Source organism: Rhizobium sp. 3T7, assembly GCF_020166565.1.
Classification (GTDB): Bacteria; Pseudomonadota; Alphaproteobacteria; order Rhizobiales; family Rhizobiaceae; genus Rhizobium.
This window is the reverse complement of sequence record NZ_JAIQXS010000035.1, coordinates 1-22,311: the sequence shown is the minus strand read 5'-3', so window position 1 is coordinate 22,311 and position 22,311 is coordinate 1. Positions and strand designations below refer to the sequence as shown.

19 protein-coding genes and 6 pseudogenes are annotated in these 22,311 nt (G+C 59.2%); 13 read left to right on the top strand and 12 right to left on the bottom strand.

Annotation, left to right across the window (positions count from 1 at the left end; genetic code table 11):
* Nucleotides 1-3: 3 nt before the first annotated feature.
* Both ccoO and ccoN read right to left on the bottom strand, forming a co-directional pair.
* A complete protein-coding gene (gene ccoO, locus K9B32_RS27845; RefSeq protein ID WP_007795249.1) occupies nucleotides 4-738 on the bottom strand; it encodes a cytochrome-c oxidase, cbb3-type subunit II in 735 nt (244 codons plus the stop codon).
* Between the two features lie 8 nt (nucleotides 739-746).
* The gene (gene ccoN / locus K9B32_RS27840; protein WP_224568364.1) at nucleotides 747-2,369 is read right to left on the bottom strand and encodes a cytochrome-c oxidase, cbb3-type subunit I; all 1,623 of its coding nucleotides are present in this window, start codon (nucleotides 2,367-2,369) and stop codon (nucleotides 747-749) included.
* A gap of 236 nt (nucleotides 2,370-2,605) precedes the next feature.
* Between ccoN and K9B32_RS27835 the strand changes: the two genes are divergently transcribed.
* The 5 genes and pseudogenes from K9B32_RS27835 to K9B32_RS27815 all read left to right on the top strand — a co-directional run.
* On the top strand, nucleotides 2,606-3,337 hold the full coding sequence (locus tag K9B32_RS27835; protein WP_224568362.1) for a Crp/Fnr family transcriptional regulator: 732 nt from the start codon (nucleotides 2,606-2,608) through the stop codon (nucleotides 3,335-3,337).
* Nucleotides 3,338-3,360: 23 nt separating this feature from the next.
* Complete coding sequence (locus tag K9B32_RS27830) at nucleotides 3,361-5,286, top strand: PAS domain-containing sensor histidine kinase (protein ID WP_224568360.1); 1,926 nt, start codon at nucleotides 3,361-3,363, stop codon at nucleotides 5,284-5,286.
* 400 nt (nucleotides 5,287-5,686) lie between these two features.
* Nucleotides 5,687-6,130, top strand: coding sequence for a pseudoazurin (locus tag K9B32_RS27825; protein WP_224568358.1), 444 nt, complete (start codon nucleotides 5,687-5,689; stop codon nucleotides 6,128-6,130).
* Nucleotides 6,131-6,164: 34 nt separating this feature from the next.
* A pseudogene (locus K9B32_RS27820) lies at nucleotides 6,165-6,688 on the top strand (YcnI family protein).
* Between the two features lie 150 nt (nucleotides 6,689-6,838).
* Nucleotides 6,839-7,372: pseudogene (locus K9B32_RS27815) on the top strand (nitric oxide reductase activation protein NorD); the annotation flags it as partial.
* Between the two features lie 243 nt (nucleotides 7,373-7,615).
* Here K9B32_RS27815 and hemN read toward each other — a convergent pair.
* Complete coding sequence (gene hemN, locus K9B32_RS27810; protein ID WP_224568356.1) at nucleotides 7,616-8,965, bottom strand: oxygen-independent coproporphyrinogen III oxidase; 1,350 nt, start codon at nucleotides 8,963-8,965, stop codon at nucleotides 7,616-7,618.
* Nucleotides 8,966-9,179: 214 nt separating this feature from the next.
* Here hemN and K9B32_RS27805 point away from each other — a divergent pair.
* The 5 genes and pseudogenes from K9B32_RS27805 to K9B32_RS27785 all read left to right on the top strand — a co-directional run.
* Nucleotides 9,180-9,467 (top strand): annotated as a pseudogene (locus K9B32_RS27805) (DUF2249 domain-containing protein); the annotation flags it as partial.
* A gap of 223 nt (nucleotides 9,468-9,690) precedes the next feature.
* Nucleotides 9,691-10,168, top strand: a pseudogene (locus tag K9B32_RS27800) (DUF2249 domain-containing protein); the annotation flags it as partial.
* On the top strand, nucleotides 10,160-10,486 hold the full coding sequence (locus K9B32_RS27795; protein WP_411969760.1) for a metal-sulfur cluster assembly factor: 327 nt from the start codon (nucleotides 10,160-10,162) through the stop codon (nucleotides 10,484-10,486). The pseudogene K9B32_RS27800 and the gene K9B32_RS27795, both read left to right, overlap by 9 nt.
* A gap of 20 nt (nucleotides 10,487-10,506) precedes the next feature.
* A complete protein-coding gene (locus K9B32_RS27790; RefSeq protein ID WP_224568355.1) occupies nucleotides 10,507-10,785 on the top strand; it encodes a DUF6522 family protein in 279 nt (92 codons plus the stop codon).
* 497 nt (nucleotides 10,786-11,282) lie between these two features.
* A complete protein-coding gene (locus K9B32_RS27785; protein WP_224568353.1) occupies nucleotides 11,283-11,756 on the top strand; it encodes a hypothetical protein in 474 nt (157 codons plus the stop codon).
* A 1,001-nt stretch (nucleotides 11,757-12,757) separates the two neighbouring features.
* Here K9B32_RS27785 and K9B32_RS27780 read toward each other — a convergent pair.
* Entirely contained in the window at nucleotides 12,758-12,976 is a 219-nt protein-coding gene (locus K9B32_RS27780; RefSeq protein ID WP_224568351.1) for a hypothetical protein, read from the bottom strand.
* 125 nt (nucleotides 12,977-13,101) lie between these two features.
* On the opposite strand from K9B32_RS27780, the gene K9B32_RS27775 reads away from it, so the two are divergent.
* Nucleotides 13,102-13,659: a hypothetical protein gene (locus K9B32_RS27775; RefSeq protein ID WP_007795125.1), complete on the top strand. Its 558-nt coding sequence runs from the start codon at nucleotides 13,102-13,104 to the stop codon at nucleotides 13,657-13,659.
* On the opposite strand, the gene K9B32_RS27770 is transcribed toward K9B32_RS27775, so the two are convergent.
* From K9B32_RS27770 to K9B32_RS27735, 8 genes and pseudogenes are all read right to left on the bottom strand, one after another.
* Nucleotides 13,646-14,089: a gluconokinase gene (locus K9B32_RS27770; RefSeq protein ID WP_224568396.1), complete on the bottom strand. Its 444-nt coding sequence runs from the start codon at nucleotides 14,087-14,089 to the stop codon at nucleotides 13,646-13,648. The two genes, K9B32_RS27775 and K9B32_RS27770, sit on opposite strands and share 14 nt — an antisense overlap.
* A gap of 22 nt (nucleotides 14,090-14,111) precedes the next feature.
* Nucleotides 14,112-14,867, bottom strand: a complete 756-nt coding sequence (locus K9B32_RS27765; protein WP_224568349.1) for an SDR family oxidoreductase — start codon at nucleotides 14,865-14,867, stop codon at nucleotides 14,112-14,114.
* 10 nt (nucleotides 14,868-14,877) lie between these two features.
* Nucleotides 14,878-15,909, bottom strand: coding sequence for an L-idonate 5-dehydrogenase (locus tag K9B32_RS27760; RefSeq protein WP_224568348.1), 1,032 nt, complete (start codon nucleotides 15,907-15,909; stop codon nucleotides 14,878-14,880).
* A gap of 8 nt (nucleotides 15,910-15,917) precedes the next feature.
* Nucleotides 15,918-16,861 (bottom strand): annotated as a pseudogene (locus tag K9B32_RS27755) (2-hydroxyacid dehydrogenase).
* Nucleotides 16,862-16,884: 23 nt separating this feature from the next.
* Nucleotides 16,885-17,100 (bottom strand): annotated as a pseudogene (locus tag K9B32_RS27750) (amino acid ABC transporter ATP-binding protein); the annotation flags it as partial.
* Nucleotides 17,101-17,604: 504 nt separating this feature from the next.
* Entirely contained in the window at nucleotides 17,605-18,612 is a 1,008-nt protein-coding gene (locus K9B32_RS27745) for an alpha/beta hydrolase (RefSeq protein ID WP_224568394.1), read from the bottom strand.
* Between the two features lie 216 nt (nucleotides 18,613-18,828).
* Nucleotides 18,829-19,659 (bottom strand): endonuclease/exonuclease/phosphatase family protein, encoded by an 831-nt coding sequence (locus tag K9B32_RS27740; protein WP_224568346.1) that lies wholly within the window; start codon nucleotides 19,657-19,659, stop codon nucleotides 18,829-18,831.
* Nucleotides 19,660-19,751: 92 nt separating this feature from the next.
* Nucleotides 19,752-21,215, bottom strand: a complete 1,464-nt coding sequence (locus tag K9B32_RS27735; RefSeq protein ID WP_224568344.1) for a phospholipase D-like domain-containing protein — start codon at nucleotides 21,213-21,215, stop codon at nucleotides 19,752-19,754.
* Nucleotides 21,216-21,461: 246 nt separating this feature from the next.
* Here K9B32_RS27735 and K9B32_RS27730 point away from each other — a divergent pair, with 246 nt between their 5' ends.
* Together K9B32_RS27730 and K9B32_RS27725 are read left to right on the top strand one after the other, a co-directional pair.
* Entirely contained in the window at nucleotides 21,462-21,713 is a 252-nt protein-coding gene (locus K9B32_RS27730; RefSeq protein ID WP_224568392.1) for a DUF2934 domain-containing protein, read from the top strand.
* Nucleotides 21,714-22,011: 298 nt separating this feature from the next.
* Entirely contained in the window at nucleotides 22,012-22,179 is a 168-nt protein-coding gene (locus K9B32_RS27725) for a hypothetical protein (protein ID WP_224568342.1), read from the top strand.
* The last annotated feature ends 132 nt before the right edge of the window (nucleotides 22,180-22,311 follow it).

Sequence of the window (22,311 nt, the reverse complement as noted above, 5' to 3'; positions counted from 1 at the left end):
ACCTCAACGGTAGCCGGTCGCGTCGTCGTAGGTCGAGAAGTCGACCAGCGTTCCCAGCATCTGCAGATAGGAAACGAGGGCGTCCATTTCCGTGAGCTTGGCGGGGTCGCCATCGAAGTCGCCGACCTTCGCCTTCGGATAGCGAGCCAGGAGTTCGGTCGTGTCCGCGTTCGGATCCGCCTGTGCCTTCATATCGGCCTCGGCGTTCGCAAGCATGTCGGCGGTGTAGGGAACGCCAACGTCTTCGTTGGCCTTCAGATCCATTCCGACGTCCTTGACGGTTATCTCCTGCTCTTTGAGGAAGGCGTATTTCGGCATGATCGACTCGGGAACAACCGCCCTGGGATCGGAAAGATGCTGGACATGCCATTCGTTCGAGTAGCGCCCGCCGACGCGAGCAAGGTCCGGACCAGTGCGCTTCGAACCCCATTGGAAGGGGTGGTCGTACATCGACTCGGCCGCAAGCGAGTAATGGCCGTAGCGCTCCACTTCGTCGCGGAACGGCCTGATCATCTGGCTGTGGCAGAGGTAGCAGCCTTCCCGGATGTAAATGTTCCGCCCCGCCAACTCCAGCGGCGTGTAAGGACGCATTCCTTCAACCTTCTCGATCGTGTTCTGCAGATAGAACAAGGGCGCGATCTCGACGATGCCGCCGATGCTGACCACGAGAAGCGAGCCGACGAGGAGCAGCGTGGCGTTCTTTTCGAGGATCTGGTGCTTGTCTAATATCGATGCCATTTTTCACCTCACTCGGCAGGTTGTGCCTGGGGCACGTAAGCGGTCGGGATAGCGGCTTCGTTCCGAATGCGTCCGCGGATCGTCATGAAGACGTTCCACGCCATCACGATGCCGCCTGCCAGGTACAGCGTCCCTCCAACGGCTCGCAGCACGTAGTAGGGGATCATCGCGGAGACGGTTTCGGCGAAGGAGTAGACGAGGAAGCCCTGCGAATTGTACTCGCGCCACATCAGGCCCTGCTGAATGCCGGCGACCCAAAGGACGGCTGCGTAGATGACGATGCCGAGGGTGGCGAGCCAGAAGTGCCAGTTTACCATGCGCAGGCTATAGAGCCGGTCGCGTCCCCAGAGCTTGGGCGTCAGGTAGTAGATCGCTCCGAAGGTGATCATACCCACCCATCCGAGGGCGCCGGAATGCACGTGACCGATCGTCCATTCGGTATAGTGGCTGAGCGAGTTGACGGTCTTCACCGACATCATCGGGCCTTCGAAGGTCGACATCCCATAGAAGGCGATGGCGACGATCATCATGCGGATGATCGGGTCGGTTCGGATCTTGTCCCAGGCTCCCGAGAGCGTCATCAGGCCGTTGATCATGCCGCCCCAAGAAGGCATCCACAGCATGACGGAAAACACCATGCCGAGTGTTTGAGCCCAGTCCGGCAGCGCAGTATAGTGAAGATGGTGCGGACCGGCCCAGATGTACATGAAGATCAGCGCCCAGAAGTGGATGATCGACAGGCGGTAGGAGTACACGGGACGGTTGGCTTGCTTGGGAACGAAGTAATACATCATCCCGAGGAAGCCTGCTGTCAGGAAGAAGCCGACGGCGTTGTGGCCGTACCACCACTGCGTAAGCGCGTCCTGCACGCCCGAGAATGCGGAGTAGCTCTTCACTCCGAGGAACGATGCGGGAACCGCAAGATTGTTTACGACGTGGAGCATCGCGATGGTCACGATGAAGCCGAGGTAGAACCAGTTCGCGACGTAGATATGCGGTTCCTTGCGCTTCAGGATCGTTCCTAGATACACGACAAGGTACGCGACCCAGACGACCGTTAGCCAGATATCGACATACCATTCCGGCTCGGCGTATTCGCGCGCTTGGGTGATGCCCAGCACATATCCGGTCGCCGCCATGACAATGAAGAGCTGGTAGCCCCAGAAGACGAACCAAGCCAGACTACCGCCGAACAGGCGCGCGTGACAGGTGCGTTGCACGACATAGAACGAGGTCATGATAAGAGCGTTTCCGCCGAATGCGAAGATGACCGCGGACGTGTGAACAGGGCGCAGCCGTCCGAAATTCAGATACGGTGCTATGTTCAAGTCCGGGAAAGCCAGCTGCAGCGCGATGATCACTCCGACGAGAAAGCCGACGACGCCCCAAAAGACCGTCGCGATCAAGCCATATCGAATGACCTCGTCGAAATAGGCGGAGGCTTCGACCTTTGGCACCCTGCCCGCCGGTGAGAAATCCAGGTTTCTCATCAGCAGCACGGTGCCAACGAGAAGGCAGAAGCAAAGTATGCCCATATGAACTGCAAAAAGATGGTCGTGGGCAAAGGCGGCACCCAGCAATGCCAGGAACGCCCCCACTGCGACCACCATCGTTTCTGTTGTGTACTTCATAACGTCGTCCCCAGTGCGCAGACGACCGCTTTGCGGCCGGCTCTCTCGTACTTTGGGGAAGGACTGTCACGGGCTCGAGATTGGCTCCTTGATCTAAATCAACGACGCCGCACTTTCGGTCGAAACATGGTGTTGTTACAAACTGTTACAAATTCTCACCCTTTGGAACCATTCGATCATTCCTGTGTGACTCGACGACGGTCTAGTGCCCTCATCAACCGAGAGGGGACGCGACGATGCTGATGCCGAACAACACTGCCTTTGAACATGCGGAAGCGACACATGACCGAATGAATGGGGCGCAGGCCCTCTCTGCCCTCTTCATGACGTCCGCGACAGAAACCATTGCGGCGGGAAAGGCGATCTGCTGGGAGGGCGACACCGCCAAGCATCTTTTCCAGGTTGTCGAAGGGGTCGTGCGTCTTCACCGCATCATCGGCGAAGGTCGTCGCGTGATTACCGCGTTCCATTTCCCGGGCGATCTCATCGGGGCGTCGCTCCAAAGCGACTTTCTCTTCACGGCTGAGGCCGTCAGCGACTGCAAGATCCGGCGTGTATCGCGCAAGAGCTTTCATGATGAAATCGCTCGATCCGAGGCTCTCCGCCCCATCTATATCAACCTGCTCTGCGAGGAGACCGCGGCGGCCAACAACCAGATGGTCCTCCTGTCGAAGCTTAACGCGGAAGAGCGCCTGTGCAGCTTTATCGTCAAGCTCGCATCACGGAGCGACGCCAAGATGCAACACGGCCTGCTTCGCGTCCCGATGAACCGCCAGGACATAGCGGACTACCTCGGCCTTACGATCGAGACCGTTTCCAGGACAATCACCAAGCTTGCATCGCGCAACATCGTCGTGCCGGAAGGACGGCATGACCTTAGAATAGTGAATCTTAGCCGCCTGGTACAGTTGTCGGGGAATGGAGATGATTTCTCGGACAAAACCTGCCATAGCGTCAGTCTGCATTAATGCAGGGAACCAGCAGGTAAGCCATGCCGCATCGCCTTATATCGCCGCGTACTGCGTCGTCTCAGGAACTGGACGCTCTGGTGCATGTGCTCGATGGTGCGGACATCATCGTTCATCGCCTCGAGGGCGCCATCACACACTGGTCGATCGGCTGCGAGAACATGTATGGGTGGGCGCGAGAAGAAGCCGTCGGCGAAAACGTGTACGAGCTTCTGGCAACGCAGTTTCCAGAGCCTGTTGAAAATATCCATGCGCAGTTAAAATCTCGCGGCTTCTGGCAAGGCGAAATTATTCATCGCCACAAGAGTGGACACGACATTCATGTGGCAACCCGCTGTGTACTGGTGAACCTGACCGATGGCGATCTGGCCGTCATTCAAACCAATAGCGACGTCAGTGCCCTCAGACGGGCCAAGGATGTGGTAAATGCACGCGAGGCTCACTTGAGCTCGATCCTGGACACGGTTCCGGATGCCATGGTGGTTATCGACCATAGGGGCAACGTGCTTTCCTTCAGCAAGGCGGCCGAGACGCTCTTCGGCATGTCAGCCGAAGAGATCTGTGGCCGGAACGTCAGCAACTTGATGCCTAATCCTTACCGTGACGCTCACGATGGCTATATCGACCATTATCTGACGACGGGCGAAAAGCGGATTATCGGCTACGGCCGCGTTGTAACGGGCCAGCGAGCCGATGGATCCCAATTTCCGATGGAGCTTCACGTCGGCGAAACGACGGCAAACGGGGAGCGGATATTCACCGGCTTCGTGCGCGATCTCACCAGCCGCTTCAAGATTGAAGAGGATCTCCGTCAATCCCAAAAGATGGAGGCGGTCGGTCAGCTGACCGGCGGAATCGCCCACGACTTCAACAATCTCCTTACCGTCATCAGCGGCAACCTGGAAATGATTGAGGACAAGCTCCCGCCAGGCCAGCTTAGAGATATCTTGAGGGAAGCCCAGGACGCCGCGGCTGACGGCGCGAAATTAACCGGACAGTTGCTGGCCTTTGGGCGGCGTCAGCCTTTGAATCCGAAGCCTGCGGATCTTGGACAGCTTCTGACCGGCTTCTCGGATCTTCTAAGGAGAACCCTCGGGGAAAACATCAAGTTGTCGACCGTGATCTCCGGGTCGGGTCTGAACGTCCTCGTGGACAGTTCGCAGCTTCAGAACGCTATTTTGAACATCGCGTTGAATGCGCGAGACGCCATGCCGAAGGGCGGAAGTCTTACGACCGAAATTTCGCGCGTGCACCTCGATGCCGACTACGCCAAGATGTATCCGGAGGTACGCAGCGGCAATTTCGTCCTCATCTCGATGACCGACACCGGTACCGGCATGTCCGACGAGGTTAAAAAGCGCGCGATAGAACCATTCTTCACGACGAAGGGAGTCGGCGCCGGAACTGGCCTCGGCCTCAGCATGGTCTATGGCTTCGTGAAACAGTCCGGTGGTCACCTCCAACTTTACAGCGAGTCTGGACGAGGAACCACGATCCGCATCTATCTGCCCGCCATGAGCAGTTCCGGGTCGCAGGAGGGCAGTCAGGCGTTGGAGCTCGTTGAAAGTCCCCTTCCCCGAGGGAGCGAACTTGTCCTGGTTGTCGAAGACGATCCGCGCGTTCGGCGTGTGGCCGTCGCAAGATTGTCCTCCATGGGATACTTGGTTCTGGAAGCGGAAAACGGGCGCCGCGCTTTGGAAGTCCTGCAGGCCAACGACAACATTGCTTTGCTGTTTACCGACATCGTGATGCCCGGCGGAATGACCGGCGACGAACTCGCCCGCGAAGCGCGAGAACTTCGTCCTGAAATGGCAGTCCTCTTCACGTCCGGATATTCAGAGCCCGGCTTGGCCGGAAAGGACGGCGTTCCTGGTGCTCAGTGGCTGCGCAAGCCCTACACGGCGCGAGACCTGGCGTCGAAAATACGAGAACTCCTCGATGTCAGTTGATGCTGACAACCTGACATTGCGCGCAATCCGTCCTGACCGCGACTTCGCCCTTACGGTGCAACGGTAGCAGACTCCCCGATACCCTGCTGGACATGCCACAGGTTTGGCGAGATCACCACGCCGGCACGTCGCGCCAGGTGACGGTGGACAGCTGGGAGGGCCTTGTCGTCTCCAACGAGGTCAACGTCCTCATGGAGGTCATCCGCTCACAACGCTCTTCCGCGGCTGCAGGCATCACCTGCGGCTGGCAGAGGTGTGATGTGGCGGCGGAGCGCAAAGGAAATCCTTCCGTCATCGACAGGTTCTCTCTTAGTTTGACGAGCGTCAAAGATCGTCTGCACCGCATATCTTACAAGCGTTCTCGAGGCCAAGACGACCTCGAAGAACAGGAGAAATGCAAATGCGTTTGAAGTACGGTCTGATTGCTGCGACGGCAGCCTTGATTGCTTCGGCAGCGCCGCTCATGGCTGCTGACCACCAGGTTCAGATGCTCAACAAGGGCACCGCCGGTGCAATGGTATTCGAACCCAGCTTCGTAAAGATCGCTCCCGGCGATACGATCACTTTCCTTCCAACCGACAAAAGCCACAACGTCGAGACCTTCAAGGGTCTCATCCCGGATGGCGCGCCCGAATTCAAGTCCAAGCCCAGCGAACAGTACCAGGCCAAGTTTGACGTTCCCGGCGCCTATGTCATCAAATGCACGCCCCATGCTGGCATGGGTATGGTCGCCTTGATCCAGGTCGGCGACGCGCCTGCCAATCTCGAAGCGATCAAGGCCACCAAGGTGCCGAACATGGTTCGCAAGCGCCTGGAGGCCGACCTCGCGCAGGTGACCCAGTAACCAAGCTGGTGCGGGTGGCGCTTAAGTCTGCGCCATCAAGCAAGTCTCACTGGCTGTCGTAGCAGGGTTTTTCGCCGTCAGCGCAGCCCATGCCCACGCAACGCTGGAGCAAAGCCAGGGCATTTCCGGCAAGGGCTACAAGGCGGTCGTCCGCATCGAACACGGTTGCGAAGGCAAGCCAACGATCAAGGTGCGGGTCGAGGTTCCCGAAGGTCTTTTGTCCGCCAAGCCGATGCCCAAGCAGGGTTGGGCTATCGAGAAGGTCAAGGCACCCTACGAAAGAGCTACGATCTATACGGCAAGCCGGTCAAGGAAGGCGTGAGCGAGATCGTGTGGGGCGGCGGTAGCCTGGCTGACGACGAGTACGACGAATTCGTCTTCCGCGGCACGGTTGCGAGAGAACTCCCGCTTGGGACGCGGATCTATGTCCCGATTGTCCAGGAATGCACCGACGGGACTTCGGAACGATGGATCGAGATTCCCGCTGCCGGTAAGACATCCGAGGACCACGAGAACCCCGCGCCGTATTTCGACGTGATCGAGCAACCCCGCTCCTAGCATGCGAGTAGTCGCCCATGCGCTCAAAGGCTCTCAACTGGGCGACGTCGCTCCTTCAACCAGCAGCGCTTCTGGTAATGTTTCGCATCGGGCATGCTCCTGCCGGCTATCGCACATGCCCACGCCGTCCTCGTCAGTTCGTCGCCGGCCAGAGTCCTCGACGTTGAAATTCAGGCGCTGGACGTATTGGCGTGTGGTCTCGACGCCTGCGGCGATAGGTTCTCCATCGACACGTTCACGTCGCGTCGTCGCGATTGGATACGGATAGACACAGTCAAGGGCTTCGGTGAGAGGTTTTCGTCGAACGTCGAACGTCGAACGTCGAACGTCGCAAGGCGCATCGCCAATTTGAAACCCGGCTACTACACCCGCATGGGAGCGGCCATCCGTCACGCCTCGAAGCAGCTCGAGGATCAAGGTGCGAGAAAGAGATTGCTGCTGATCCTGACCGATGGAAAGCCGAATGACGTTGACCACTACGAAGGCCGGTTCGCCCTTGAAGACTGCCGCCGCGCCGTGATGGATGCCCGTCGCCACGGTCAGGCGCTTTTTGCGGTCGCCGTCGACCGTAATGCGGGCGACTACCTTCCGGCCATCTTCGGTCGAGCCGGGTTCGCTCCGGTTTCGGACATCGCCAAGCTTCCGAGCGCCCTTCCGGCGATCTACCGCAACCTGACAACCTAGCGATGCGCCACGCCGGACCAGCGAAGCAGGACTTCGTCCGGCGTTGGCCCAGCGATAGCGTGCAGGGATTTTGCCTGAGCTGACACCGGCAAGCGTTTGACGCGGCATGTAGGGCTGGATAGGAGGTTCCGGCGGCCGCATGCCCGAAAGGACTTGTTGTCTGTCTGTTACGACTTTTCGTGCGCAGAAGCCAACCATGCAAAAAGGGCAAAGTTCAGCGCCCACTGCAAACATTGCCGATCACTACGCAGCCTTGCTGTGGGTCCTCCCCAACGATCCGAAGTAGGCGTCGAAGGCCGCAGCGACCGCGCGGACCATGAAACGTGCGTTCTGCGATACCGTGACCCGGCCGTCGACGATGGTCGCTACTCCGTCGATCACGAGTTCCTGAAGTCTCTCGTTTCCTTCCAGCAGGAAGCGGACCTCATAGCCAGCCTGTTCGCACAGCTTGGGCAGATCGACTTCGAAGTCACACATGAGCCCTTCGATGACCCTCGCACGAAGTTTGTCTTCATCGGTGAGCAGATATCCTTTCGCCGTGGGAAGGACGCCTGACGAAACCATCTCGGCATACCTGCCGATAGACACATGGTTCTGGTAGTACCCGGACGGCAGACGTCCGATCGCAGACGCGCCGAGACCGATCAGGGTATCGCACTCGTCGGTCGTATAACCTTGGAAGTTCCTCCGAAGCGAGCCAGAGCGGCAAGCGATTGAAAGCTGATCGTCGGGCAATGCGAAATGGTCGAGGCCGATCCGGACGTAACCCGCGGCGACAAGCTGTTGCGCAATCGCCTCGGCCTGCTCGTTGCGTTGGCGGGCGTCCGGAAGCGCAGACTCGTCGATCAGGCGCTGGTGTTTCTTAAAGGCAGGCACGTGCGCGTATCCGAAGACCGCGAAGCGTTCGGGTCTTAGCTCCGTCGCCAGTCTGACGGTCGCTACGCAGGATTCGACCGTCTGGTGCGGGAGGCCGTAGATCAGGTCGAAGTTGATGCTCGACGCGCCGCAAGCGCGTAGGCCGGCAACCGCCGCCTGCGTTTGCTCAAACGTCTGAATTCGGTTGATCGCCCGCTGGACCACCGGATCGAAACTCTGGACGCCCAAGCTGACACGATCCACGCCGTTCTCTCCCAATGCCTCGATCATCAACGGGGAGAGGGTCCGCGGATCGATTTCGACGGCAAGGCTGGGATCATCCTCGAACCGAAACGCGCTTCGAAGCTTTCGCATGAGCGCCGTAAATTCTTCTGGCTTCATGATCGTGGGCGTGCCGCCACCAAAATGAACGTTCTTCACCCGGAGAGAATTTCCTGCGGCGAACGAGACTATCTCGATCTCCTGGTTCATCGTATCGAGGTATTCGAGAACAGGGGCATCCTGCCGCGTTATCGTCGTGTGACAGCCGCAGTACCAACACATGGAGCGGCAGAATGGAACATGAAGATAGAGGGAAGCCGGTCCCGATTCCGCAGCGATAGCGAGCCCTTTCGCATACTCGGCGGGCCCAACCGCTGCTGAAAAGGCGGGCGCCGTTGGATAGCTGGTATAGCGCGGGAGCCGGGCTTCGCCGTACTTTGCGACCAAATCTGACATCGTGGCATCCTTCATAAAAGTCACGATGTCTTATGATGGCGATCGGCTGTGCGTTCCTTGTCCTAGATCAATAAGCACTGGCTCCGCGAAATCTCCGATATTTGTCCGTCGTCAAAGTCTGTCCCTTCAATGGCGCATGTCGTTGGCTTCTGACATGTGGCGAGCCGCGGTCCTGTCAGTGGTCAAGCCTGCGGCGATAAGGAACCAAGCCAGAATGACTGATGTGCAAACTCCCTCTGCTGAAGCTCCGCATATAGACGTACGGACGCTTCCACACGCCCAGCGCCATATGCAGATATCAGGCACGCTCGGTTCCCTGACTCCTGGCGGCACCCTGTTCATCACGAGCGATCACGAGCCCCGTCCCCTTCACTATCAGCTCGAGACCGCGTTCCCTGGCAAATTCTCCTGGGAGTACCTGGAGCAGGGCCCCGAAGTCTGGCGCGTTGAGATCATACGCCTTAATGCGGGCTGCGACTTGGAAGCCGCGCTGCTGTGTGGCTTGGAATGTTCTATTTCGCCGTCGTTACCGCGGTCGCGGCGATCGCCGCCGGATCCGACTGGGGCTTTCACGTCGCCGTCACCCTCCAAACTTTGGCCACGGCAGCCCTTGCCGTCGAGCTCCTTGCTTGCACGCGCGCTTGCAAACGTGGAGGCAGCCACCAAAAGAGAACCATTTCAACAGCCGGCGCTATTCTTCGCCGCTAACAACATAGGAAACGCCAATGGTTCAGCTTCGTGAACTCGATGTTCGACAGATACTGCGTGATGGCGGGATGCCCTCCAGCTCATGATGGATACGGTTGCCTCCCTCGATCCGGGCGAAGGAGTGCGACTACACGCGATTATCGAGCCGGTCCCGCTCATCCGGCAACTTGAACAGCGTGGCCTTGCGCATGTGACCAGGCGTCTTGCCTACGACGACTGGGAGATCGAGTTCGTTCCGCGTGATGTTCTACAGGACGTGCAACCCGCAGCCGCGGCGTCGGAGGCGATCTGGCCGGACCCGACCTGGAACCTCGACCCGACCGAACTTCCGCCACCTGAACCGATGGAAGGCTTGAGACCCTGAGTACCGGCGAGGTTCTTTTCGCGCTTCTGAACAGGGAGCCCGTTTTCCTGTTCAACCAACTGAAGGAACGCGGGCACGAATGGATTGGAAATTTCGATGAAATGGGAAAGGTGTACCGGATCATGATCCGGGCCCACACGCCTGGATGCGGCCGATGTGCGGGCCTAGCCTCACTCGTGACGCCGTCCTTGATGCACTTCGAGAAATCGAGGATCCCGAGAGGAACCTCGATCGTCAACCTCGGGCTGATCTACGACATCTCGATTTCAGAGGACGGCTTCGTTATCGTGGAAATGACAACAACCACCCGCTTCTGTCCTGCTTCCGGCTTTCTTACCGAGGCGGCAAAGATCCGGCTGGGGGCGTTGGAGCAGGTAAGCAAGGCACAAGTCCGGCTTGTCTACAACCCGCCTTGGTCGCCTGACATGGCGGAGTTGTTTTCGTTCTAGTCCTATGGAGAGTGGCAGGCATGACCATCAAGGGCCAAGTTGATCTCGACGAGCTGACTGTCGATGCATCCTATCTGGCGGGCCGGTTTGGACTGTCGCCGGCAGCCTTTCGACGTTACATGGCGCAGGGTCTCGTTCGTAGCAGGGTCGAAATCGGTCAGGAAGCGGACATCGGAAAGACACGCCTGACGGTTCGCCTCGGAAATCGAATATGGATCGCGGTCTTGGCGGCAGATGGCAGCGTTGTGAGCGAAGAAACCAGATTTGCGGCGTCGGCTCCTCCTCGCCCAGCGACGTAGACGATTTTGCGGATTCCTAAGAAACACTCAGCCACCCTGGTTGAACAGATTGGTAGAGCAAGCTGCTTAGTGGGGTCGACATCAGCAGATTCGACGGAAGCGCAACGACGCGGCATTTGTGATCACCCGCACACCAGCTAGTAGATTCCCGTAAACTCCATTGCCAACCACCTGAATTGCATCAAAATGCGGCAGCAGCGTTCAAGGACCGTACACATGCAAATCAATGAAAGTCCCTTATTCTCGGCTCTTGAAGAGCGTTCTCTCCATCCAAGAGAAGCCGACGGGATCCAACAGTGTCGCTGGGCGGGGCAAGCGGTCAGAACCTGGTGTTCCGCATAAAGACTGGTACGTCCTAGAAATCAAAGAGGCGGCAACTTGGAAGGGATTTGATCGCCACAAATGATTGAGTAAGAAGATTAAATGAGATCGGTCTCAACCAGCCTTCCCCCGTCATCGGTGCCTGCTTTAGCTCATGAAACAAATGGAACCCGCCGATGATCTTCATGATAGTCGCGGTCGCGACCTTGTTAGTTTTCTTCTTCCTGTTTCCCCGCCCCACGTTGATTGCGCTGATTGCGGTCATTTTCGTCGGCGCTGGCGTCGGGGTCTATGTTTACTTCCAACAATCCGAGCGCAACAACTCCGCGAGCTTGGTTGTTGGCACGAGCACCGGCACCCAAGGCTGCCTCGACCCTGCCAAGCCAGTTTTCGTTCAGTTGTTCAACGGCTCCGACCAGTATGTCAACGTAGTGCGCTTCCGATTGGTCGCGAAGCGCCCAGGCCTCAGCATTGAAGCTTACTCCGACTATCTCAGCAGCTACAAGATCATTGAGCCGCATGGCGTTTACGGGACATGCTGGGCGCTCAATCAGTATAGAGGCTTGGAGACCTTGCCAGGCAAACCTTCGCCCAAGGATTTTGAATGGAACGTGGACATCTCATCAGTAGATTTCGCTGAGGATGAGTAGGTCTCGGTCCATTTGAGAATTCTTCAGCCCCTCCCTCGTACTCTTGTCAGGCGCTTCTCGACGAGCCCGACGAAACGTTGTCCCTGGGCATCCGGTGAGACTGTCTCCCCAGAACTGCGAGATGACCGCCGTTGCGAGGGTATACCGCGACCTACTGGATAACAGCCTGGGATCCGACCAAGCGGCTTTGCGGCTGCACGAGATTCATCCCGACCTCCCGCTCTCCAACGGATTCCACCACGGTCGCGACGGAGCCGAATGGGTAGCGCGGCTTAGAAACGCAGAAGGATTGGCTCGATGACTACAGGACATCAAAAGGCTGGCGTCGCCGCCGCCGATGCGCGCACGCGACATGGCCGAGCAGGCGCGCCTCGGCTCGCAGCTATTGAGGGCGTTCTCCTACCGATCGGAATTGCGCGATGTTGCGACCAGGTTGCCTAGAGTATCTGCGGGGTCGCTGTGATGGACGAGAGGAATCAGAACCGGCGCATCGACATCCTGGAATTCATTGGTTCTGGCGCGTCTATGGCCGGAGAACCGCAGGCGACATTGGAGGCTTTTCTCTCTCAAGCGAACCCTTGGCCAGTGACAGTGAGAGGAGAGGGATTTTGAGCGTCGCATCGCCTCCCCGAGCCGCGGCCGAACGCTTCTTGGAGTGCATCCAGATCTTCCGCGACATTGCGCTCGACAAGTGCCCCGAGGGAAACCTCGCTCGACCCCCTGGAACTGACTGCACAAGACGTACGGCGTTGGCGCCGTGGGCACGCTGTCAGCGCTTTGAACTACGGGACCCGGCCAGTAGCCGCACGAAGCCGTGCGTTCGTGAACCGAGAATTAATCACCAACCATTTCTCGATGGCTGTCCTGAAGGCATTCCGGGTTCGGTATCGAACGAATGTTGCCGCCCCAGGCTTCCCGCTACCGCAAGGCCAACGCAAGGCTGCCGCGGCTCCAAACTTTTTCGAGCCAGTATGGACAACGGAAATTGGGTGTCTCGCCCCTTAGAGTTCTTCTGTCCAGAGCGCCGTCGCCATGTAGCCTATGCCCATCGTGCTGGCGAACAGATATGTGAAGATGCCTTCAGCTATCAGAGAACCTGACAACGCCATTCCGTGCTCTGCGCCGCAGATGTAAACGTTCCAGATCAAAAGGCCCGTCGCACATCCGAGTGCAAATCCTGTCGTGAAACGGGTCAGGATAAACCAGATCAAGCGAGGCATTGCAGCACCTCCGGTTCGATCGGATAAGCGAACAAAAGAGTAAAGTTCCTCGACAAATGATTTAGGTCAAATACAGCTGGCGGAAAGCGTGCAAGTGAGCATCGAAACTGTTCAGGGATTTCCGAATGGATATTTTCGCGTTTGCGGTCAGCGTTTTCGCGCTTCTTGTTTTGCCTGGCCCGACGAACGCGATCCTGGCAATGACGTCGCTCGGGCTGACATTGTCGCGCATGGGCGTGCTTGTGGCCGCGGTTCTTCTGTCCTATCTCGCCGTTATCCTGCCCATTTCCTCGTTCGCCGGGCCTTTCCTTCAGCATCACCCTGCCGTATCTCAAGGCGTCAAGCTGGCGTCAGCCACGTGGGTGTTTTATCTTGCGTTGAAGCTGTGGGGCATACCAGGTAAGGCCGATCCATCCGGGCTGGGCGTCAGGCAACTTGTTACGACGACACTCCTGAATCCGAAAGCGATCATCATCGCGCTTACGATGCTTCCACCCCAGGGCATCATCGCGCTCGACGTACTCACGGCGTTCCTGGTGGCAGCAACTGGATCCTCGTGCATATGGCTGTCGATTGGTCGCGCGATCCTCGGAGACGCCGATGAAATGCCGCTCGTCGTCAGAAGGTGCGGGTCTGCAGCCCTTTTGGGGTTTTGTGTGTTGCTGACAGTCAGTGCGTTCTGATCCAGTGTCGATGTTGACGGTGATTGCGTTTTCGTCCGCTTCGGGCGGTTCGAGAGCTGCGAACTGGCTGTCGATGAGGTTCATCGGCATGAAGTGGCCGGAGCGGGCGCCCAATGCGGGCGGCGATCAGCTTTTTCGTGCCGGCGAGGTGGATGAAGATGACACGTCCATGCGCTTGCGCGCGTATATGGTCACGGTAGCGACGCTTTAACGCCGAACAGCCGACGATGAGGATACCATCCGGTGCGGCGAACCTTTGGCCAACGAGGGTGAGCCAGGGCTCACGGTCCTCGTCCGTCAGCGGCTCGCCCCGGCTCATTTTGGCGATGTTTTCGGACGGATGCAGATCGTCGCCATCAAGGTAGGTGGCGCTCAGACGAGCGGCAAGCGCCACGCCCACGGCGGATTTTCCCGAGCCCGCGACGCCCATCACCACGATGCGCCGGAACGCCTCAGAGCGAGGCTGTGATGCCGCCGTCGACATAAAGCACATGTCCGTTCACGAAGGAGGAGGCGCCGGAGGAGAGGAAGATGCAGGCGCCGACCAGTTCCTCTACCTTGCCCCAGCGGCCGGCAGGCGTGCGCTTTTCCAGCCAGGCCGAGAAGACCGGATCGGCGACGAGAGCAGCGTTCAGCGGCGTGTCGAAATAGCCGGGAGCGATCGCATTGCATTGCAGGCCGTATTTTGCCCAGTCGGTCGCCATGCCCTTGGTCAAATTGCCGACGGCACCCTTCGTCGCCGTATAGGGCGCGATGCCGGGGCGGGCAAGCGCGGTCTGGACGCTGGCGATATTGATGATCTTGCCGGCGCCGCGTTTGATCATGTGGCGCGCGACAGCTTGGCCGACATTGAAAACCGTGGAGATGTTGGTCTTCAGCAACCGCTCGAAGGCGTCGGCTGGAAAATCTTCCAGCGGCGTGCGGTGCTGCATGCCGGCATTGTTGACGAGGATGTCGATGGCGCCGACCTCCGCCTCGAAGCCATCGACGGCCTTGCGCACGGCCTCATGATCCGTGGCGTCGAAGGCGAGTGTGTGCTTCACGCCGAGGCTTTCGGCCGCCGCCTTCAGCTTCGCCTCGTCGCGGCCGTTGAGGACGATCTCGGCGCCAGCCTCCCCAAGACCTTTTGCCAGCGCATAGCCGATGCCCTGCGAGGAGCCGGTGACGAGAGCCCGCCTGCCCGTCAAGTCGAAGAGTTGAATGCTCATGTGCCCTTCCTTAAGCGAATGCGATTTGCGTCTTCATCGACTGCCCCTTGTCCGAGGCAATCTCAAAGGCCTTCAGGGCATCGGAAAGCGACAGGGTATGGGTGATCAGCGGTTTGACGTCAATCAGACCGCCCTGCATCAGCCAGACGGCGACCGAAAATTCCTCATGGAAGCGGAAGGAGCCGCGCAGGTCCAGTTCCTTCGCCGTGATTGCCATCATCGGAAGGCTCATTTCACCGCCGAGGCCGAGTTGGACGATCACGCCGCGTGGGCGCAGAGCCTGGATACCGGCGACCAGGGCCGGCGCGGCGCCGGAGCATTCGTAAAGGACATCGAAATAGCCTTTGTTCTGACTGTAGGCGGCAAGGCCCTCCCGGTCTTCCGACAGGTTGACCGTGCGGTCCGCGCCGACCTTGCGGGCAAAATCGAGCGCTCGTTCCGACAAGTCGGCCGCGACGATCTCGCCGGCGCCCGCCCGGCGGGCAGCGAGGATCGACAACGTACCGATCGGCCCGCAGCCGGTGACCAGCACGCGCTTGCCGAGCATCTCGCCTGCGCGGCGTGTGGCGTGCAGCGTCACGGAAAGCGGCTCGGCCATCGCCGCCTCCCCGGCGCTAAGGCCGTGCGCCTTCACACACTGGCTGGCCTTGGCAACGAGCCGTTCACGGAAGGCACCCTGGATATGCGGGAATGGCATGGCCGAGCCATAAAAGCGCATATTGAAGCAATGGTTCGCAAGACCCTTCAGACAATACTCGCACGTGCCGCAGGGACGCGACGGCGAGACGGCAACGAGGTCGCCGATGGCAAGATCCGAAACGCCTTCACCCACGGCAGCGACATGGCCGGCAACCTCATGGCCAAGGATCATCGGCTCCTTCAGGCGCACCGTGCCGAAGCCGCCATGGTTGTAGTAGTGCAGGTCCGAGCCGCAGATTCCGCCGGCGGCAAGGCGGATCTCCACCTCACCGAGACCGAGCTTTTCTGGCTCCCGGTCCTCGATGCGGAGGTCTTTGGCCGCATGGATGACGATTGCTTTCATCGTGGCCCTCACAGTACCGGGGTTGGTAGCGGCCGACCCTGGAAATGGGCCGACAGGTTGTCGAAGACCAGTGCCCCCATCGCCCTGCGGGTCTCAACCGTGCCGGAGGCCATATGTGGCTGTAACAGCACGCAGTCGAGCGCGAGGAAGCGCGGGTTCAGGTTCGGCTCACCGTCGAAGACGTCGAGCGCGGCCGAACCCAGCGTCTTCTTTTCGAGTGCATCGAGCAAAGCCTCTTCGTCGATGTTAGAGGCGCGCGAGATATTGATCAACATCCCCTGCTCTCCAAGCGCCTCGATCACCTTGCGGCCGACGATGTGGCGTGTCTGGAGGCGGCGAGCGTGACGAAGAGGAAATCGGAGCGGGCGGCAAGTTCCACCGGATCGGCGATGAAGGTCCAGTCCTTTGCGTAGTCCTTCGGGCCGGTATCGCTGTAGGCGATGTCCATCTCGAAGCCAGCGAGACGTTTTGCCACCTCGAAGCCGATGCGGCCAAGGCCGAGGATACCAACGCGTTTGCCGTGCACGCGGGTCTTCAGTGGATAAAGGCCCTTCCTCGCCCAGTCGCCGCTCTTCACCCAACTTTCGCCGCCGACCATGCCGCGTGCCTGTGCAAGCAACATGGCGACGCCGAGATCGGCGACGTCCTTGGTGAGCACATCTGGCGTGTTTGTGACGCGGATGTCGCGTTCGCGCGCCGCTGCAAGGTCCACCGCATCGAAGCCGACGCCGTAGACCGAGATGATCTCCAGCTTCGGCAGTGCCTCGATCATGGCGCGGTTGGCTCCAAGCTCGCCGCGCGTGGCAATGCCACGGATGCCGGCGCCGTGCGCGGCAAGGAACGCCGCCTTGTTCGGAGCTTCGAAATAGCGGTGCATGGTGAAGGTCGCATTCAACCGTTCCTCGTCCCATGCGGGATAAGGGCCGACCTGCAACAGCTTGATTTTGCTCATGATATGTCCTTTGACAGTCCCCGAGGTTCGCCGGCTACGCCTCGACGATAAGGTCCTTTGCCTTCAGCACCGGCTTCATGCTGGCCGCCGGAGAGTTGTGCCGGATAGGAGTCCGCCTTTTCGCGAAGGCCGACGCGCTCGAGGAGCTTCAGCGCCTTTTCATGCGCTTGCGCGGGCGCTATGCCCTTCACGCGGATCGGCGACATGGCGATGTTGTCGACCGCAGAAAGATGCGGGAAGAAAGTCAAGTAGCATCTTGATTTTTTGCAGATCCATGCTGTTCCCTAAGGCATCCAGGAAACCCGAGCGCCGCCCGATTGAGCTAAGATCTCTCTGGTTCGAATGGGGAAATCTTACACAGCATCTCGATTGATGGGGGCAGACAAACTTTGAATATGGCTGCTTCCAGCGCGGAATCGACCGTCGACCAGGCGAAAGAAGAACGGGTGCCGATGGCACATCAAGGGGAGATGGCCAGACTACTCGTTTTAGAAGCAGGCGAAGAGCTTACGCACCTTCGACCATGAAAGGCAAAGTTGGGCTGCCGGCTCGCCTGCACGAACCGAAAACTTTGCTGGACTCAGATCGGTGCTGGAGAACGAGCGAAATGAAAAGAGCCAGCCAAATTTCGAGGTGGTCGGCTGCTCGCTCGATGATGGGAAAAATATATAGCTAGATCAATTCCTTGGCAAGGCGTGGCCGTCCGTTGTACGAAGTTGTCACCGCAGCCGATATCGGGCAAACTATGGTTGTGGCTTGTCAGCAAAATGCTTGATTGCGTATTCAGCAATGCGCTGGTTCGACTTTCTTGCGTCATCGATCCAGAACGGGAAGAGCTGCCACTGATGGATCATGCCGGGCCAGATCTCGGTCTCGACATCGACGCCGGCCTTTCGGGCCTTATTGGCCAACCGCAAGGTGTCGTCCAGAAGCGCCTCGCCCGAACCGACCTGCATAAGCAATGGCGGAAACCCGGTCATATCGCCGTAGAGGGGCGAAACCATGGGATCAGCGGGCGAGCGTGTTCCGAGATAGGCCTTGCGTATGAGATCCAGTTGAGCTGTGTTGATCAGCGGATCGGTGCTGGCGTTCGCCATCAATGAAGCGCCTGTGGCGGCCAGGTCGGTGAGCGGGCTCATGGCAACCACGGCCGCGGGTAGCGGTCCCCTCACTCGCATCTGCCGCAGCGTGGCTTCAATCGCCAGGTTCCCGCCGACGGATTCGCCGACCAGCACGATGTTGTCGTTCCCGTAGCCGGAGTCGAGCAGCCACCGATAAGCGGTCAACGTATCATCGATCTGTGTCGGATACGGGTTGTCGGGCGCGAGCCGGTAGTCGATGAGAAGCACATCGGCTGACGCTGCCTTGGCCAGCGCGCCGGCTATTGCTCGGTGCGTGCGCAACGAACCGCTGTAGAAGCCGCCGCCGTGAACATAGAGAATGGCTCTCCGGCCGAGCGGATGATGCAGTCTCGCCGGCCAGATGAGCTGCGCATCGACACCGCCGGCATCGACGGACCTGATTTGGACGCGCGTCGGCTCGGGAGTGGATTCCATCAGGTCTTCGAAGGCTTGCCGCCGGTCACGCAGGCTGTCGGCTTTGTGATAGTACTGCCCCCACGTTTCGACGAGCTTCTCAATCTGTTGCTTTGAGGTTTCAGTCTGGGGTGGAGGGTCCTCGGCCCAGGCGGATGCCGGCAAGAGCGCAATGGCAAGGCCCGTCGCCAACCACGCGACCCTGCCTTTTGTCATCGCGGTGGCAATCGCGGCCGATGCACGCCCACGCAACATGTCGGCTCCATGCCGCAAAGCCCCGGCCACAAGCACCACGCAACCTCCTCGTCCAAGGTGTCTGTCGAGATGAGCAGAAACCTGCCACGATCGCAGGCAGTGTCAAGCTTCGACCGCGATCACGACGGTGCCGTGCGATGTGGATGCGTACGGCAGCGTAGAGATTGTCGATGGAGGCTAGCTCTTCGTGCTCAGCTCCTCTAGCCGCTTGAGATTGACCACTGCCTTGACCGGCAGGTGATCAGAAGCGACGCGGGCGAGCGGCGTGTCGTGGGCTTCGACTCCTGTCACGACGCCCTTTCGGTTTGCCATGATACGATCGAGAGCGAGCACGGGAAGTCGTGCTGGAAAGCTCGGAACTGCCATAGGCTGCGGACCAAACGCGGACTGGAACGTGTGCAACGATGAACGGTCGCCAAGTCGCCATTCATTGAGGTCGCCGAGCAGGATGGTCGGGACCTCGCTCTTCCTGGCCATCAGCTCGACCAGCATCTTGGCCTGCTGCGCGCGCGAATGGCGAAGCAGGCCGAAATGGGCGGCGATGATGCGCAAGCCCCCGCCGCTCTCCAGATCGAGCTCGACAACAAGCGCACCACGCGGCTCCAGGCCAGGGAGGTTGATCTGGTGAACATCGCGGACCAACCCCTTCTTGAAGAGCACGACATTGCCGTGCCAGCCGTGAGCCTTTGCCATGCCGTTAACCGGCACCGGGATCAGTCCGGTCTCCCGTTCCAATCTGCCAAGATCGAGAATGCCCGTACGCTCGCCAAATCGGGTGTCGGCTTCCTGCAGGGCGATCACATCGGCATCGATTTCGTGGATGACGCGGCTGGTGCGCTCCGGGTCGAAGCGCCGGTCGTTGCCGACGCATTTGTGGACGTTGTAGGAAGCTATTAGAGTGCCATCTGAGCGCGGTTTTTCCTCCGAATGTGCTGCATCCAACCGCTTTTTTCGATTGCGGATCGACGCAAGTATGTTGGCCGGCAGGCTTTCTTTTCTGGCATGCATCGGAGTTTGCTGGCGCCCCGTTGATCGAAGAGGTTCTAACCGGATTATAGGCCGGGCATTGGAAGTTGCCACGTCATAACCCCAGAAATCCGCTACAAGTAAGGCGATCCGAGCCACAGGACCTTCTCAAGCAGCCGGACTGGGAAAGGACGCGCGCGTAGTCCCTGCAGTGTGACCGGCGAAGCCGATTTGATGGCTTCGTCGATACGCTCGTCGATTTCGTTGGCAAAGCCTTCGTTCAGCACTTCCAGGTCGATCTCGAAATTCAGCCGCAGCGACCTCGGATCGAGGTTGGACGACCCGACATAGGACCAGACCCCGTCGATCGACAGCAGTTTGGAGTGGCTGAAGGCGCCGCTGGAGCGCCAGATGCGGCAATAGCTGCTGAGGATCTGATCGAATTGCGCGGTCATCGCCCGGTCGACCAAAACGAGGTTGTTGACAGCCGGAACGATGATATCAACCTCGACACCACGTCGTGCCGCTGTCGCCAGTGCACTGATCAGCTCGCGGTCCGGCAGGAAGTAGGGGGACATGATGCGGATCGATTTGCGCGCAATGGAGAAGGCGCCCATCAGCATCTTGTGGTTCGTCTCGATGCTTCTGTCGGGCCCGGAGGCCACGACGCGGATGAAGACGGGATCGCCGGGCTGCCGTTCGGGCATCGCGGTTCGCCATGCCTCCCCTTGCAGGATCTCTCCGGTGGTGAAGCGCCAGTCCTCGGCCGCGACGTTGAAGAGATCGGCGACGACAGGCCCGGTGACGCTGAAATGGGTGTCGCGGGCGAAGTTTTCTCCGGCCATTTCGCGTGTGAAACCTGCCCGGATGTTCATGCCGCCCGTCAGCGCGATGCGGCCATCGGCAATGAGGATCTTGCGGTGGGTGCGCAGGTTCGCATAGGGCAAGCGCAACCCGATGATGACGTTTCCATTGAAGACCGAGACGGTAACGCCGCCATCGGCAAGGTAACCGAGTATGCTCGGCACGGAATAGCGGGCGCCGACGGCATCGATCAGCACGCGTACCTCGACACCCCGCTTTACCGCGGCAATGAGGGAATCGGCTATCCTCAGTCCGATCGGATCACGGTCAAAGATGTAAGTCTCAAGGAGAACGCTCCGCTTCGCGCTGTCGATCGCCGCCTTCATTGCGCCATAGCAGTCGTCGCCCGTCTCCAGCATGTCGATCGCGTTGCCGGTTGCGAGCGGATTGCGGGCGACGCGGTCACCGAGCGTCTGGAGGGCGGCGAAGCGACGGCCGAAACCGCTGATGACGATATCAGTTTCGGCGTCGAAGCTTTCCAGCTCATCGAGATCCGCTTCGGAAATCAGGGCATCGCGCCGAAGGCTGAGCGAAGCGCGGCGGATACGATTGATGCCGGCGAGCGTATAGAGTACGGCGCCGATGATCGGCGAGAGGATGATCACCCCGACCCAGCCGATCGCGGCGCGCACCTCCTCCTTGGTCATGGCTGCGTGGATCGCTGCCACGGCGCCCATGGCGAACGAAACAACGAATAGAATATGCGGCCAATAGGTCGATATGAGATAAAACATTGCATTGAACTATAACGCTAAAGCTGCCGCGTTCAATTGTGCACCCATGGGCGTGAAGTGTCCCGCCTTTCTTGCGTCAAAGCGTTCGCCCGCAAGCAAAATGCACGCGCCGTTCAATGGCTGAATGCTGCAATGCAGAATTTCTTTTTGCAGCGTGTCAAAAATTGCTTGAATCAACGTGATTCCTCTGGAACTCTGGGCGTCAGTATCGCGTTAGACCACGGGCATTATCTGAGGAGATCGGCGATGACAGAAACTCGCGAAGAGTGGATCAAGAAGCGTGCTTATGCGCTTTGGGAAGAGGAAGGGCGGCCAGCGGGACGAGATTTCGCACATTGGGAGCAAGCCCGGGCCGAGCGTCAGGCGCTCGAAAGGTCCGCCGCATCTTTAGACGGCAAGGAAGTGAAGACGCGCAAGCGCGCCGCCTCCACTCCAAAAGCAAATGGCGCCGCGAAGGCTGCGGCTCTGAAGAAAACAACCAGCCGCAAATCGGCGTGACCATCTGGTTTCGACTGTGACGGAGGATCACGGTGGCGCCCTCCGTCACATGATTGCATTGCTTCTGCTCTATCGATTTCCAAGGGAGCGCGAAGGGCGCTTCGGGGGACGAACCACAGATGAACCCGCATAGCTTTGACGTAGCGGAAAAAATGCTGCGGCGGCAATTGGCAATGGAACCAAACTCCCACCCGGATGTTGATAGCGGCAGTGGGAGTATCGGCATGGGCGGAAGCTACGTCGCACATCCTTGTTCGTCTCGGGCGTGCTATCCCTTCATTGCGCCGTTGAGGGTAGAATGACCGTTCTCGTCATCGCCGCAATCACCTATCTGGCCCTCGCCCTGATCCTTGTCTATGCGATCGACAATCTGGTCGCATTGTTCTTCCCTGACACACGGTCTGCACTGCATTTTCCCACCTTCGAAAAGATGATGGCGGCTTCGCGCAAGTACTATCGCAAATAGGCCGACGGCCTCGGAGTGCCTCTTTTCAAGGTCGCCACGCGGCCACCCGCGCATTGACGCGTCGCTGGAACTTTTCACGAAGTTGTTGGTTGCCTTTTTTTGTCGGAAAGGAGGTGACAGAGGTCGCCTCTA

What these genes read in the sequence shown, in the direction of transcription:
- hemN (WP_224568356.1), bottom strand. Translation starts at nt 8,965, where the DNA reads ATGTCAGATTTGGTCGCAAAGTACGGCGAAGCCCGGCTCCCGCGCTAT.
- K9B32_RS27740 (WP_224568346.1), bottom strand. Translation starts at nt 19,659, where the DNA reads ATGCATGCCAGAAAAGAAAGCCTGCCGGCCAACATACTTGCGTCGATC.
- K9B32_RS27745 (WP_224568394.1), bottom strand. Translation starts at nt 18,612, where the DNA reads ATGACAAAAGGCAGGGTCGCGTGGTTGGCGACGGGCCTTGCCATTGCG.
- K9B32_RS27760 (WP_224568348.1), bottom strand. Translation starts at nt 15,909, where the DNA reads ATGAAAGCAATCGTCATCCATGCGGCCAAAGACCTCCGCATCGAGGAC.
- K9B32_RS27825 (WP_224568358.1), top strand. Translation starts at nt 5,687, where the DNA reads ATGCGTTTGAAGTACGGTCTGATTGCTGCGACGGCAGCCTTGATTGCT.
- ccoN (WP_224568364.1), bottom strand. Translation starts at nt 2,369, where the DNA reads ATGAAGTACACAACAGAAACGATGGTGGTCGCAGTGGGGGCGTTCCTG.
- K9B32_RS27795 (WP_411969760.1), top strand. Translation starts at nt 10,160, where the DNA reads ATGATCCGGGCCCACACGCCTGGATGCGGCCGATGTGCGGGCCTAGCC.
- K9B32_RS27765 (WP_224568349.1), bottom strand. Translation starts at nt 14,867, where the DNA reads ATGAGCATTCAACTCTTCGACTTGACGGGCAGGCGGGCTCTCGTCACC.
- K9B32_RS27780 (WP_224568351.1), bottom strand. Translation starts at nt 12,976, where the DNA reads ATGCCTCGCTTGATCTGGTTTATCCTGACCCGTTTCACGACAGGATTT.
- K9B32_RS27735 (WP_224568344.1), bottom strand. Translation starts at nt 21,215, where the DNA reads ATGTTTTATCTCATATCGACCTATTGGCCGCATATTCTATTCGTTGTT.
- K9B32_RS27725 (WP_224568342.1), top strand. Translation starts at nt 22,012, where the DNA reads ATGACCGTTCTCGTCATCGCCGCAATCACCTATCTGGCCCTCGCCCTG.
- K9B32_RS27835 (WP_224568362.1), top strand. Translation starts at nt 2,606, where the DNA reads ATGCTGATGCCGAACAACACTGCCTTTGAACATGCGGAAGCGACACAT.
- K9B32_RS27830 (WP_224568360.1), top strand. Translation starts at nt 3,361, where the DNA reads ATGCCGCATCGCCTTATATCGCCGCGTACTGCGTCGTCTCAGGAACTG.
- K9B32_RS27775 (WP_007795125.1), top strand. Translation starts at nt 13,102, where the DNA reads ATGGATATTTTCGCGTTTGCGGTCAGCGTTTTCGCGCTTCTTGTTTTG.
- K9B32_RS27790 (WP_224568355.1), top strand. Translation starts at nt 10,507, where the DNA reads ATGACCATCAAGGGCCAAGTTGATCTCGACGAGCTGACTGTCGATGCA.
- K9B32_RS27730 (WP_224568392.1), top strand. Translation starts at nt 21,462, where the DNA reads ATGACAGAAACTCGCGAAGAGTGGATCAAGAAGCGTGCTTATGCGCTT.
- K9B32_RS27770 (WP_224568396.1), bottom strand. Translation starts at nt 14,089, where the DNA reads ATGGGCGTCGCGGGCTCGGGAAAATCCGCCGTGGGCGTGGCGCTTGCC.
- K9B32_RS27785 (WP_224568353.1), top strand. Translation starts at nt 11,283, where the DNA reads ATGATCTTCATGATAGTCGCGGTCGCGACCTTGTTAGTTTTCTTCTTC.
- ccoO (WP_007795249.1), bottom strand. Translation starts at nt 738, where the DNA reads ATGGCATCGATATTAGACAAGCACCAGATCCTCGAAAAGAACGCCACG.